The 13,289-nt window shown below is 68.5% G+C and carries 10 protein-coding genes and 2 tRNA genes; 8 read left to right on the plus strand and 4 right to left on the minus strand.

The features are described 5' to 3' along the window. Positions 1-46: 46 nt before the first annotated feature. The 5 genes from F8M74_RS06415 (at position 47) to F8M74_RS06435 (ending at position 2,849) form a co-directional block, all read left to right on the plus strand. Positions 47-721 (plus strand): response regulator, encoded by a 675-nt coding sequence (locus F8M74_RS06415; protein WP_141256993.1) that lies wholly within the window; start codon positions 47-49, stop codon positions 719-721. A 101-nt stretch (positions 722-822) separates the two neighbouring features. After that, positions 823-2,109 carry an RsmB/NOP family class I SAM-dependent RNA methyltransferase gene (locus F8M74_RS06420; protein WP_141257012.1) on the plus strand — a complete coding sequence of 429 codons (1,287 nt, stop codon included), beginning with the start codon at positions 823-825 and terminating at the stop codon, positions 2,107-2,109. Between the two features lie 56 nt (positions 2,110-2,165). Then, positions 2,166-2,567: a hypothetical protein gene (locus F8M74_RS06425; RefSeq protein ID WP_026114128.1), complete on the plus strand. Its 402-nt coding sequence runs from the start codon at positions 2,166-2,168 to the stop codon at positions 2,565-2,567. A gap of 56 nt (positions 2,568-2,623) precedes the next feature. Then, positions 2,624-2,696 (plus strand) — tRNA-Ala (locus F8M74_RS06430). Positions 2,697-2,776: 80 nt separating this feature from the next. Then, positions 2,777-2,849, plus strand: a tRNA-Ala gene (locus F8M74_RS06435). A 76-nt stretch (positions 2,850-2,925) separates the two neighbouring features. Here F8M74_RS06435 and F8M74_RS06440 read toward each other — a convergent pair. Then, positions 2,926-3,849: a class I fructose-bisphosphate aldolase gene (locus tag F8M74_RS06440; protein WP_141256994.1), complete on the minus strand. Its 924-nt coding sequence runs from the start codon at positions 3,847-3,849 to the stop codon at positions 2,926-2,928. Positions 3,850-4,097: 248 nt separating this feature from the next. Between F8M74_RS06440 and F8M74_RS06445 the strand changes: the two genes are divergently transcribed. Both F8M74_RS06445 and F8M74_RS06450 read left to right on the plus strand, forming a co-directional pair. Then, on the plus strand, positions 4,098-5,849 hold the full coding sequence (locus tag F8M74_RS06445) for a TolC family protein (RefSeq protein ID WP_171410147.1): 1,752 nt from the start codon (positions 4,098-4,100) through the stop codon (positions 5,847-5,849). A gap of 55 nt (positions 5,850-5,904) precedes the next feature. Next, a complete protein-coding gene (locus tag F8M74_RS06450) occupies positions 5,905-6,510 on the plus strand; it encodes a phospholipid-binding protein MlaC (RefSeq protein WP_141256996.1) in 606 nt (201 codons plus the stop codon). A 68-nt stretch (positions 6,511-6,578) separates the two neighbouring features. Here the strand turns inward: F8M74_RS06450 and F8M74_RS06455 are convergent, their stop codons facing one another. The 3 genes from F8M74_RS06455 to F8M74_RS06465 are packed head-to-tail and all read right to left on the minus strand — an operon-like array spanning position 6,579 to position 10,326. Further along, on the minus strand, positions 6,579-7,580 hold the full coding sequence (locus F8M74_RS06455) for an NAD(P)-dependent oxidoreductase (RefSeq protein WP_141256997.1): 1,002 nt from the start codon (positions 7,578-7,580) through the stop codon (positions 6,579-6,581). A 27-nt stretch (positions 7,581-7,607) separates the two neighbouring features. Next, on the minus strand, positions 7,608-8,780 hold the full coding sequence (locus F8M74_RS06460; protein WP_141256998.1) for an N-acetyltransferase: 1,173 nt from the start codon (positions 8,778-8,780) through the stop codon (positions 7,608-7,610). A gap of 7 nt (positions 8,781-8,787) precedes the next feature. Beyond that, a complete protein-coding gene (locus F8M74_RS06465; protein ID WP_141256999.1) occupies positions 8,788-10,326 on the minus strand; it encodes an aminotransferase class I/II-fold pyridoxal phosphate-dependent enzyme in 1,539 nt (512 codons plus the stop codon). Between the two features lie 431 nt (positions 10,327-10,757). Here F8M74_RS06465 and F8M74_RS06470 point away from each other — a divergent pair, with 431 nt between their 5' ends. Beyond that, positions 10,758-13,259 carry an RND family transporter gene (locus tag F8M74_RS06470; RefSeq protein ID WP_216619780.1) on the plus strand — a complete coding sequence of 834 codons (2,502 nt, stop codon included), beginning with the start codon at positions 10,758-10,760 and terminating at the stop codon, positions 13,257-13,259. The last annotated feature ends 30 nt before the right edge of the window (positions 13,260-13,289 follow it).

The following is a 13,289-nucleotide window of genomic DNA, read 5'->3' on the forward strand; positions in this document are numbered from 1 at the left end:
TAAAGGACAGGCTCCAGCAGGTAGGGGCGGCGGAGGTCCCCCGTTAATGAGGGTGTTGCTGGTCGAGGATGACGCGAGCCTGCGGGAAGGCATGGGCGAGCTCATCTCCGAGCTCGCGCAGGTCCACGCGGTCAGCACCGGGGAGGAAGCGGTCGCGGCCCTCGAGGCCGAGCGCTTCGTCCTGGTCATCAGTGATCTGCGCATCTCCGGAGGGGAGCTGGGCGGCCGGACGGTCGTCGAGGCTGCCCGGAAGCGCCATCAGGCGGTGGCCATTGTCAGCGCTGCGACGCCGGACGAGGTGATCCAGGCCGTCCAGCCCCAGGTGGCGGACGCCATGCTCCTCAAGCCGTTCCAGATCGACGACATCTACGCCCTGGTGGAGCGCTTCATTGCGCTGCGTCAGGACGTGGAGCGGCTGGCCACCCAGGGGCAGCGGCCTCTCGCGAGCGCTTGGTCGCCGCGGGGCGCCCACGTTCAGATCGCGCGGGAAGACGCGCTGAGGGCAATGTGGGTGTCCGTGGCGGCCGGCGGCGACTTCGGCTGGACGTTCCACCCGACACCCGCGGGTGTGGGGATTCAGGTGGTCGAAGGTGTACTCGAAGTGGATGACGCGTCGTACTCGGCGCCCGGATATTTCTTCCTGGGGGCCGGGCAGGCGCCTCGGATGCGCAGCCCGGAAGGCTGCCTGGTCGTGGCCGTGGGACTGAAAGGGCAGGGCTGAGGCACGTGGATTCCGTCTGGCCGGCAACGCCCGTAGACCCGGACCGCCTGGGTCGTCCGTCCCGTCGTGGTGCGACGGCGGCACTCGAAGCTCACATCGCGGTGCTTCGCGGCGAGCCTTTGAAGGCCGCGCTCGCCAACGCCTTGCGCGAGGCCAATGGCCTGGGCGGCCAGGAGCGGCGCTTCGCCGCCATGGCTGTGCGCGAACTGTCCCGGCACCAGCGCTTGCTGGACCTGGCGGCCCGGTTGCTGGGCCACACCATGGGCAAAGTGGGGCTGACGGAGGACCAGGCGCTGGTGCGCTACGCCCTCTGGCGCCGCATCTTCTGTGGTGAGGGTTGGGCCCGCATCGGTCCCGAGGTTCGGCTGCCCGGGCCCGTGCGTCCGCGCACCATCAAGGACGACCTGCTCCAGCGCGTGGTGGAACAGCCGCTGCCGGAGGCTCCGCTCCCGGAGTCCCAGCTGGAGCGGCTGGCCATTCGCTACTCGTTCCCCAACTGGTTGGTGCAGCGCCTAGCCCAGGTGTACCCGGAGGATGTGTTGGAAGGGCTGCTGGCGTCGCTCGATGAGGAGCCGTCGCTGCACTTCCGCGCGCGGCCCCCGGGGACCCGGGACGCGGTGCTGGCGGCGCTGAAGGAAGAGGGCGTCAACGCCGAACCGGTGGCCGCGGCGCCGGATGCTGTGCGGGTGACGGACTCCAGCCACCGCGTCTTCGAGACGCGGATGATGAAGTCCGGCCGGCTCCAGGTGCAGGACGTGGGCAGCCAGCTCATCTCCGAGATGTGCCGTCCCCGGGATGGCTCGCTGGAGGGCTTCACCGTGGCGGACGTGTGCGCCGGCGCGGGCGGCAAGACGCTGGCGTTGGCGGACTTCGTCGGGCCCCGGGGCAAGGTGCTGGCCGGGGACCGTTCGCGGCGTCGGCTGGCCGAGGCGCGTGAGCGCGTGCGCCACTTCTCTCTCCGGCAGGTCGCCTTTCCGCATCCGCTTCCGCTGTCCGACGCGGACGTCCTTCTGATCGATGCGCCGTGCAGCGGCACGGGCTCGCTGGCGCGCGAGCCGGATCAGAAGTGGAAGCTCACCGCTCAGGAAATCGCCAAGTACCAGGCCACGCAGTCAGAGTTGCTGGATGAGGTGTCATGCCAGGCGAAGCCGGGTGCACTCATCGTCTATGCGACCTGCTCGGTGATGCCGGAGGAGGACGAGGCGGTGGTGGAGGCCTTCCTCGCGAAGCATCCGGACTTCACGCTGGAGCCGGTCGAGGACGTACTTGGCGCGGAACGGGCGGCGCTCGCCGCGCAGGGGCCCTATTTGAAGGCGTTGCCTCCCAAGGTTCCCGGAGGAGGATTCTTCGCGGCCCGGCTGCGGAGGACAGGGGCGGGGCCGGGTTGACAGGCTCCGAGAGCGCACGCTACGCAATCGTTGATTTCTCAAGGAGTGTGACTGATTTGGCGGCCGACTCGAAGCAGTCCGAGGTGGTGAAGCAGATCAACGAGGCCTTCCAGGCGGCGCAGGACCGGTTGGCCCAGCTTCGCGAGGCCGTGGAGCGCAACACGGACCTGGCCCGGGCGAACGCTCGCACCACCGTGTTGAAGGATCAAAAGGAGAAGGCGCTCAAGGAACTGGGCGAAGCCGTCTGGCGTCAGGTCCAGAAGGGGCGGCTGGACCTTCCGGCGGGGTTCGGCGTCGCGCTCAAGGCGGTGGAAGCAGCGGAGCAGGCGGTTGAGGCCCACGCACGTGAGCTCACCGACCTCCTCCGGGAAGGGGAAGAAGTGGCGCAGCGGTTGAACGAACAAAAAAACGCTCCGAGGCCTCAAAGAGTTCTGGTGCCTGGAGCGAAGAAACGGTAGAAGGCACCCACTTCGCCGGTCGGGCCGCTCCCCAAAGCGGCTCAGCAGCAAAAGACGGGGCTATAGCTCAGCTGGGAGAGCGCTTGAATGGCATTCAAGAGGTCATCGGTTCGATCCCGATTAGCTCCACTCTGAAATGAAAAGGCCCGCCAGGGAAACTTGGCGGGCCTTTTGTTTTGAGGCGGTAGGCGGCACCTGCAGCAAAAGACGGGGCTATAGCTCAGCTGGGAGAGCGCTTGAATGGCATTCAAGAGGTCATCGGTTCGATCCCGATTAGCTCCACTCTGAAATGAAAAGGCCCGCCAGGGAAACTTGGCGGGCCTTTTTGCGCTGACTCCGGCGTTCGCCGCCGAGCCGATTACGCCTTGCCGGCGAAGATGGCCATCACGTCCTTGAGGAGCTTGATGGACTCGTCGTGCGGACGCTGGAAGGCGTTGCGGCCCATGATGGAGCCGAAGCCGCCGCCGGCGTTGATCTGCTTGATCTCCTCCAGCAGGGCGTCGGTGCCCTTGGCCTCGCCGCCGGAGAAGATGACGATGCGCTTGCCGTTGAAGGCGGAGCGGACGACCTCGCGGACGCGGTCCGCCAGCGTCTTGGTGGGGATGCCGGCCTTCTCGAAGGCCTTCTTCGCCTCGGCCTGCTCGATGTGGTCCTGCGGCGGCTTCACCTTGATGACGTGGGCGCCGAGCTGGGCGCTGATCTGCGCCGCGTACGCCACCACGTCGATGCCCGTCTCACCCTCCTTGGACAGGTTGCCGCGGGGGTAGGCCCAGAGAACGGTGGGCAGGCCGTAGGACTTGGCCTCGGCGATGATGTCGCGGAGGTCCTCGTACTGCTCGTTGCGCGCCCCGGAGCCCGGGTAGATGGTGTAGCCGACGGCGGTGCAGCCCAGGCGGACGGCGTCCTTCACGGAGCTCGTCACCGCGGACATGGGGTTGGGCACCTTGGCCAGGGTGTCGGAGTTGTTGACCTTGAGGATGAGGGGAATCTCACCCGCGTACCTGCCGGCCACCGCCTCCAGGAAGCCCAGCGGCGCTGCATAGGCGTTGCAGCCCGACTCGATGGCCAGGTTGATGTGGTAGTCCGGGTCATAGCCGGCGGGGTTCGGACCGAAGGAGCGGGCCGGGCCGTGCTCGAAGCCCTGATCCACCGGGAGGATGACGAGCTTGCCCGTGCCGGCCAGCGTGCCGCTGTTCAGCAGCCGGGCCAGGTTGGTCAGCGTGCCGGGGTTGTCGGACGGGTACCACGACAGGATCTGCTTGACGCGATCGGTATGGGGCATGTGTGGGGATCCTCTGTCTCGGGAACAGGGCGCAATCTGCTGCATGCGCCACGTCCTACCAACTCCTTTTCGCGCGCGAGTGTCACGGGTTCCACGACAGTGCACATCCCCCGTGCCCTTCGGCGCGGCCGCCCACAATCTCCGGCCGGTGCCATGGGACGCACAACACCGGTGACGGCCCGCTGCCGAACGGACATGCTGCGCCGCCGTGGGGTTCTCGGCTATGGGGAGCAACACAAGGCGGGTTGATGCGCAGACACCTGGATCATGGCGTGACAGTGGCGCTGATGCTCGCGGCGGGCGTAGCCGGAGCGCAGCTCACCCCCGGTTCGGTCGGGACGGGGAGCAGCCCTTCAACCGGCACCGGAAGCACGCCGGCCCCCTCCACGCCCGGCGCTACGCCAGCGCCGGCGACGCCGGACCTGGGGACGCCGGGTTCCGACGCGCCGACGACGGTGCCTGGCACTGGGGAACCAGGAGGGACGCGGCCCACGCCGCGCGTGGGAACCGGGGGGCGGGAGCTGCCGCCGAGTCCGCCGGGCATTGCTCCCAGCTCGATTGAGGAGACGCCGGGTTCCTCCCGGCGGGGGCAGGCCATTTCACCCGCGCCAGCCCTGGAACCCTCCGCCGAGGCGGAGCAGGTGAAGGAGGGCGTGACGGCTGCGCCGGACTCGGAGGAGAAACCCGCGCGGCGGGAGCCGCTGACGCTGGCGCAGCTGGTGACGCGGGCTCGCGAAGCGGACTCCCGGGTGGAGGAGGCGACGGCGGAGCTGCGCAAGTTCCAGGCGCTCTACCAACAGGCGCGGTGGGCCTGGTTCCCCAAGTTCGAAATCACCGTGGGCGCGGGAGGCCCCACGCCCGAGGCCCGCAACGACGGCCTGGGTGGACCGCCCACCACGGAGGCCACGTATAAAGGCGACCTGAACTTCGGCCGCGTCGGCGTGACGATGTTCTCCACCGGCAACGCGGTGCTGCCGCTCTACACCTTCGGCAAGCTGACGGCGCTGGAGAAGGCGGGCGCGCAGGGGCCGGTGCTGGGGGCCGCGCTCCGCGAGCGCACGCGCAACGAGGTCGGCTTCCAGGCCGCGCAGGCGTACTTCGGCTACCAGCTGGCGCGGAACGGGCTTCAGCAGATTGAAGAGGTCTCGAAGCGGTTGGAGGACGCTGGCCAGCGCATCGATCGGCTGCTCAAGGAGGACTCCGCCCAGGTGTCCGCGGTGGATTCGTACAAGGTCCGCTTCTTCCGGCAGATTGTCGAAGCGCGCAAGGCGGAGGCCTTGCAGGGGCGTCAGTTCGCGCTCGCCGCCATCGGCCTGCTGGCGAACGTAGGGCCCGAAGACACCGTGACGGTGGTGGAAGAAGACCTGGAGCTCGAAGAGGACGTGCCGGTGCCCAGCCTGGAGCAGGCCCTGGTGCGCGCGGAGCAGTCCCGTCCGGAATTGACGGCCGTCGCCGCCGGCATCGCCGCTCGCGAGCAGGAGGTCTTCATCCGCGAGCGCAGCTACTACCCGGACCTGGGTCTGGCCGGCTTCTATGATGTGCGCTTCACCACCAGCACCACGCGGCAGCGCACGCCCTTCGCGTTTGATCCGTTCAACGACCGCACCGGGGGCGTGGGCCTGGTGATGCGGGGGACGTTCGACATTCCCATCAAGGACGCCCAGCTCGAGCAGGCCCGTGCGGAGCTGGACAAGCTGCGCGCGCAGGAGAAGCAGATTCGCGCGGGCATCCGCCTGGAGGTCTCCAAGGTGCACGGCGAGCTGGTGGCCGCCTGGAGTCGCGCCCGGGCCTTTGGCGAGGCGGAGCGGAGTGCCCGCCGGTGGGTGACGGCCGCCTTCACCGCGTTCGACCTGGGGACCGGTGACACACGTGACCTGGTGGACGCTTTCACGGCCTATGCCCAGGCTTCAGGTGACAAAGGCAAGAGCTGGCACGACGTTCGGGTAGGTATGGCCGCCCTCGCGCGGGTAACCGGGGCGCCGCTGGCTCCGGGTGAATAACCATGCGCTCACTACAGTCTTTCCTGCCGTCCCTTCATCACTCGGAGCCCATTGAATGATTGCTTCCCTGCTTGCCGCCACCTTGCTTGCCGCAGCGCCCGGCCCACTGACGGTTGTCCAATCCGGGAATGCGGACGTGCAGAAGGCCGCCAACGCGCCCGGTGCCACCGCGCAGTCGCTGGCCAGCGTCGTGGAGAAGTTCGTCGACTTCGAGGAGCTGGCGAAGCGTGCGCTGGGTGACAAGACCTGGGCCGGCCTCAAGCCCGCCCAGCGCAAGGAGTTCACCGAGACGATGACGGGCCTGCTGCGCGCGTCCTATGCCCAGAAGGCCCTGGGGCAGGCGCAAGCCCAGGTGAAGTACGGCGAGGAGGGCATCGACGGTAACGAGGCCTCCGTGGGCACCACGGTGACGGTGAAGAAGGACGCGATCCCCGTCGAGTACCGCCTGTACCGCACGTCGGCGACCGGGGCGTGGCGCATCTACGACGTCATCACCGACGAAGTGTCCCTGGTGGACACGTACAAGGGGCAGTTCCGCAAGCTGCTCGCCGACAAGGGCTTCGACGGCCTGCTGTCCACGCTGAAGAGCAAGCGGACGCAGTTGGAGACGGAGAACGCGGCGTCGGCGGAGAAGAGCGCGGGGCAGACCGCGGTCCCCTGACGCCCAGCGCGGTCCGCGTCACGTGTCCAGGCCGAGGTGCCCTCGAGGGTGCCTCGGCCTTCGTCTTTTCAGCGCCCGCCCGCCTCGCGGTATGCGGCCAAGGTGCCGGCCAGGCCCTGGGCCAGGGGGATGGTGGGCAGGAAGCCCAGCTCCCGACTCGCGCGCTCGGTGGAGCATGTCCACGCGGGGCACCGCATCTCCCGCACCTTGTCCCGGTTGAGGATGGGCACCGTGCCGCGCAGGCGGGCCACGGCTTCCGAGCCCAGCCCCACCATGTAGCTGACCGTCTGCGGCACGGGCAGCACGGCGGGCCGGCCCTTGCCGAGCGCCCCGGCCATGGCCGTGCAGACATCCTCCCAGGAGTGCTCCACGCCGTCGGATACGGCGTACACGCCGCGCGCCGGGTCTTCCTTCGACACCGTGGGGCCGCGATCCACGGCCGCGAGCAGGGCGGTGCAGAGGTCATCCACGTGGATGAGCGAGTAGCGCTTGGGCCCGAAGCCGCTCTTCAGCGCCAGCCCCAGCTTCGCCATGGGCAGCAGCGACGGGAGGAACTCCACGTCACCGGGCCCGTAGACGATGGGCGGCCGGACGATGACGGACGGAACCCGGTCCGCGAACGCCCGCACCGCCTCCTCGCCGCCCAGCTTGCTGCGGCCGTAGATGGACACGGGCGCGGGCGGGTCCTCCTCGCGGCGCGGGCGCTCCGGCGTGGACGGGCCGGCGGCGGCCAGCGACGAGCAGTACACCAGCCGGGGAGGGTGGGGCAGGGCGGCCATGGCCTCCACCAGGCGGCGGGTACCCTTCGCGTTGCCCTCGATGTAGCCCTCGGGCTCGCGGGACTTGGTGACGCCTGCAAGGTGCAGCACGCAGTCCACGTCGCGCACGGCTTCGGCCAGTCCCGCGCCTGTCGTCAGGTCCGCCACCACGAAGCGGGCGCCCAGTTCCTCCAGGGGCCCACGGCGCGAGCTGGCGCGCACCATGAGGGTCAGCGTGTCGCCACGCTCCACGATGCGGCGCGCGAGCCGCTGGCCAATGAACCCGGTGCCGCCAGTGAGCAGGAATCGCAAGGAAGACTCCTCGGAGTCGGGCTGTGGTCAGAGCGCGCGCGTGTAGACGCGGTACGTCTTGGAGCGCTGGGCGCCCATGGACTCGATGGCGCGGTTGACCAGGTGGTTGTCCTCGAGCGTCCAGGAGATCTCCCCGCCCACGTAGCCCAGCCGCTTCGCCGTGCGCAGGGTGTCCAGGTACAGGATGGCGTCCAGGCCGCGGCGCCGGTAGCCCTCCTTGATGCCGAGGATGATGAGGCGCAGCCGGTTGATGCGGCGTGAGGCCAGCGCCAGCTTCACCAGGCCGATGGGCAGGCCGAACGTGGTGAGCCGCCCGTTGGCCGCGCGGATGGCCTGGTTGGCATCCGGCACTGTCAGGGAGAATGCCACCGGCTCGCCCTGGACCTCCGCCATGAGCGCGAGCTCCGGTCGGACGACCGTCTTGAGCTCCTTGGCCAGGTGGTCGAACTCCGCGTCGGTGAAGGGCACGAAGCCCCAGTTCTTCTCCCACGCCGAGTTGTAGATGTCGCGGATGCGCTTCACCTCGGCGTCCAGGTCCTTCATGTTGACCGGACGCACGACGACGCCGTCGCGCACGCGAATCTTCTCCGCGATTCGCACCACCTTCTCCGGCGGCTGCGCGGACGATGACAGCTCGTAGGCGTACAGGTCCTTGGCCTTCGTCAGGCCACAGGCCTCCAGCAGCGCCGCGTAGTAGGGCGGGTTGTGCGGCATCATCACCGCGGGCGGCGTATCGAAGCCGTCGATGAGCAGGCCCCAGTCCTGGTTGGAGGACAGGTTGGCGGGCCCCAGCATGGCGTCCATGCCCCGCAGACGCAGCCAGGTCGCGGCGGACTCCAGCAGGGTCCGGGCGACGCCCGCGTCATTCACGCACTCGAAGAGACCGAAGAAGCCCTCCTTCGTACCGTGAATCTCCATGTGCCGCGGATTGCGGATGGCGGCGATGCGGCCCACGACGTCCGGGCCGCGCCGGGCGAGGAACAGCTCCAGCTCGCCGTACTCGAAGAAGGGGTTCTTCTTCGGGTCCAGGAAGTCCCGGCGCTCCATCTCCAGCGGAGGAACCCAGTGCGGGTCGCTCCTGTAGAGGGCGTAGGGGAGGCGGATGAACTGCATCCGCTCCGCTTCGCCGCGGACAGGGGTCACCTGCACATCCGAGGGCATGGACGAGGACGCGCGGGTCGGCTCGGCGTGGAGGGCCATGGGCGGTTCAGTTCCGGTCGGAGTGGGCGCCGTTGCGCATGAAGAAGTGAGCGCCCTTCTCCAGCAACAAGCCCGGCAGCTCGCCTCGCTTCTCCCACAGCTTCATCGGCGCGTTGCCCAGCTTCCGCAGGTCCTCCGGCTGGAGGTTGGCCGCGCGCCACGTGAGCTGCTCCACCGCGTCGAACAGGCGTCCGGCCACCTCGCGCGACGACATGCGCGACAGCTGGTCCAGGGTGATGCCGCCCTTGTCCGCCAGCAGGCCGTTCGAGCCCGCGGCCCACTTCTCGCTCGCGCGGTTGGACAGGATGCGGGTGCCCGGGCGGGCAATCTGCACCGGCTCGTAGATGGAGGGGCGCGTCTCCGGAATCACGCCCAGCTTCCGGCCAATGGTCTCGAAGGTGTCGAGCACGCGGTCCAGTTGCGCGTCCGTGTGCGTGGCCATGTACGAGGTGCGGATGAGCGCGTGGCCCGGCTCCACCGCCGGCGGAATCACCGGGTTGGCGAAGACGCCGGCCTCATGCAGCGCGCGCCAGAATCGGAAGCACTTCACCTGGTCGCCGATGTGCACCGGCACCACCGGCGTCACCGACACACCCGTGTCGAAGCCCATGGCGCGGAAGCCGTTGTGCATCTTCTCCGCGATGTCCAGCAGGCGGGCGCGGCGCTCCGGCTCCGCTTCGATGATCTCCAGCGCCTTGAGCGCCGCGGCGATGGAGCCCGGCGTCATGGACGCGGAGAAGATGACCGAGCGCGCCTTGTGGCGGATGTAGTTGATGACCTCGAAGGGACCGGCCAGCACGCCGCCCAGCGACGCGAAGCTCTTGGAGAAGGTCCCCATGACGAGGTCCGTCTCCTTCTCCAGGTCGAAGTACTCGGAGGTGCCCCGGCCCAGCGTGCCCAGCACGCCCATGGCGTGCGCGTCATCCGTCATCACCCGCGCGTTGTAGTGCTTCGCCAGCTCCACGATGCGGGGCAGGTTGCAGATGTCGCCCTCCATGGAGAAGACGCCGTCGGTGACGATGATCTTGCCCGCGTCCGGATCCGCCTGGGACAGCAGTTGCTCCAGGTGGTCCATGTCGTTGTGGCGGAACTTGCGCTCGGTGGCGAAGGACAGGCGGATGCCGTCCACCAGCGACGCGTGGTTCTGCCGGTCGCTGAAGACGATGTCGTGCCGGCCCAGGATGGACGCCAGCGCCAGGTTCGTCTGGAAGCCCGTGGAGATGACGATGGCGGACTCGCGGTTGAGGAACTTCGCCAGCCGCGCTTCCAGCTCCTCGTGCAGCGCCAGTGTGCCATTGAGCAGTCGCGAGCCGGAGCTGGTGGTACCGAACTTCTCCGTCGCCTTGATGGCCGCTTCCTTCACGCGCGGATCGGCGGACAGGCCCAGGTAGTTGTTGGACCCGACCATGATGACGCGCTTGCCTTCGATCTCCACCTCGGTGGCACCGTGCGACGCTTCGATGGCACGGAAGTACGGATAGAGACCTGTAGCCTTCGCGATACGGTAGTCCTTCCAGTTACGGCACTTGTCGAAGACGTCGCTCATGGGTGATCGGTCTTTCTCTCAGGCTGCGTCGGGAGGCATGGACCGGCCCGGGAGCCTGGGGCTCTCCAGTCGCGACTCCCCCGATTGAAGGAACGTTCCGCATCGGGGATTTCTGCGTCCGGCGGCCTCCCACGGGGGACGCGTGGCCGTGAATAAAGAGGGAGCGCGGCAGTGTCAAGGCAAGCCCCGCGCCGTCCATCCCGCTGTCACCACCCGTATCCGGGCTCGCCTTGACAGCACTGAGACTTTGATGGCACCCCGCCGTCTGACACACGGTGTTCTCCAGTCGATACTGGAGCGCATGGTGTGCATTGGGCTGCACACCTGCTGTCGGCGTGACGCGCCTGGAAGCCTTCCGCTTCACCCGCTGTTCAAGGAAGCCGCTGACTGGCCGGGAATTTGCTCGGTCGCCGGTCCCCGAGGAGTCGACGTTGGCCAGGTCTCAACGGTGGTTCGAAGGCTTCATCCAGGTCGCGGTCTCGCGCCCCTGGCAGGTGTTGCTCGTGTTTTCGCTGCTCGCGCTGGGCGGCATGGCGCTGGCGTCGCGCTTGGAGTTCCGCGGGTCGTTCGTGGAGTTGCTCCCTCAGGGATCCCAAGAAGTGCGGGATCTGACACGCGTGTCAGAGAAGGCAGGCGGGGACGGCTACCTGGTCCTCGTGGCAAAGGGAGACACTCCGGAGCGCCTGGAGGCATACGCGGCCGAATTACAGACGCAATTAGAAGCGATGCCCGAGGTCCGCTATGTCGAGCACCGCTATGACGTGGACTTCTTCCGTCGAAATGCGCTGCTGTTATTGCCCATCGAGAAACTCGCCGCGTTGCGCCAGGACCTGACGGCGCGTGTGCGTTACGAGCGGCAACGCGCCAACCCGTTCTTCTTCGATTTGGGGGGCACGCCGGAGCCGCCGGACTTCGAGGCCATCGCGAAGAAGTACGCGCCGGACGCACCCATGCGCGCGACGTTGGCCAGCGCGGACGGCACTGAAGTTTATTTGATGATCAAGCCGTCCGGGACGGCCGGGGATTTGGGGTTCGCGCGGCGCTTCGTGGACCAGGCCATGGGCACCGGACGCACGCTCGCGGCGCAGCGCTATCCGGCCGTGACGCTGCAGGCCACGGGCAACTTCCAGGGGCGCATCGAAGAGGACGCGGTGATGCGCGGCGACCTGTCGCGCGCCGGCACGCTGTCGGCGCTCATCGCGGTGGGACTCATCCTGCTCGCCACGCGGCGCGTCGCGGCGCTGGCCGTGGTCGGCATCCCCGTCATGGTGGGCGTGGTGTTGACGTTCGCGGCGGCGCAGCTCGCCATTGGCCACCTCAACATCGTGACGGGGTTCCTCGTCGCCATCTTGATTGGCCTGGGCATCGAGTACGGCGTCCACCTGTGCATGCGGTACTGGGAGGAGCGGCGCGCGCGTCCAGCCCGCGAGGCCATCGTCACGGCGGTGCGCGGCACCTTCAGCGGCGCGGTGACGTCCGCGGTGACGAACGCGGCGGCGTTCTTCGTGCTGCTGCTGGCCCAGTTCCAGGCCTTCAACCAGTTCGGCCTGCTGGCGGGCCTGGGCGTGCTGCTGGCCGTGCTGGCGACGTATGCGATGGCGCCCTCGCTGCTGGCCATCGCGGAGCGGCTGCGTCCGGCCCGCGTGGACGTGGCGGCCGAAGCCACCGCGTCCCAGGTGTCCCAGCCGGAGCGGGCGTGGCGGCGCTGGCCCACGGGCGCCATCGCCGCGCTGGCGCTCGCGGTGGTGGGCTTCGCCGCGTTCTCCGTCTCCGTGGCGCCCCAGCTGGGCTTCGAGACGGACATGCGCAAGCTCAAGGGCGAGTCTCCGGCATCGCGCCTGGACGACCGCGTCACCGAACAGCTGGGCCAGCCCCTCAACCCGGCCATCTTCCTGGTGGATGACGTGGCGCAGGCGGCGCAGGTGGAGGCCGTCATCGCGGAGGTGAAGCAGCGCAACGGCGCGGACTCCGCCATCCTCGACTCCGCGTCCCTCAATGACTTGCTGCCGTCCGACGTCGAGCGCCGGGAGGGGGAGCTGTCGGCTTTGCGCGAGGCCTTCCAAGGTCTGGAGGACCTGCCCGCGGAGCTTCGCGAGGACGCGCGGCTCCAGGAGTTCCAGCGGATGCTGGAGGCGAAGCCCTACGGCCTGGAGGCGTTGCCGGTGGAGGTGCGCCGGCGCTTCGAGGCCACGGACGGGAAGGGCACCTTCCTGCTCCTGTTCCCCTCCGTCTCCAACTCCGACACCGAGGAGCTGCGGCGCTGGGCCACGCAGATCGACCAGGTGGTGGAGGGCGTGAAGGCGCGCGGCATCGACATGGCCGTGCTGGACAGCAACCGCATCGCGGCGCGCATCTTCGCGCTGGTGAGCGCGGACGGGCCGCTCATCCTGTGGTCCGCCGCCGCGGTGGTGTTCGTCGTCATCCTGGTGAGCCTGCGCAGCTTCAAGCGCGCGTTGCTCGTCACCGGGCCGCTGTTCCTGGGCATGACGTGCCTGGCGGGTGGCATGTACCTCTTCGACGTCCAGCTCAACTTCATCAACGCGGTGGTCCTGCCGAACCTGCTGGCCATCGCCGTGGACAACTCAGTGCATCTCTTCCACCGGTACGAGGAAGAGGGGCCCGGCTCGCTCGGCAAGGTGGTGCGCCACACGGGGCTGGCGGCCGTGGTGGCCACGCTGTCCAACGCGGCCGGGTATGGCGCGCTGCTGGTCGCCAACCACCAGGGCCTGCGGAGTATTGGTCAGATTGCGCTGCTGGGGGTCATGTGCACCTTCTTGGGGACCACGGTCTTCTTCCCCGCGCTGCTCGCCTTGCTGGAGCGGTGGAAGGGGCGCGAGAATGTGGTGGCGGGGAAGGGAGCGGTCGTTCAGAGCCTCGAACTCGGCGATTCTGGCGCGCAAGACGCGCCGCCGGGGGAGCGTAAGTCGGCGTGAGTTCCTGGGTTTCCCAAAGCGTTCGCGGTG

The organism is Myxococcus sp. CA023 (genome assembly GCF_010998615.1).
In the GTDB taxonomy this organism is placed as follows: Bacteria; Myxococcota; Myxococcia; order Myxococcales; family Myxococcaceae; genus Myxococcus.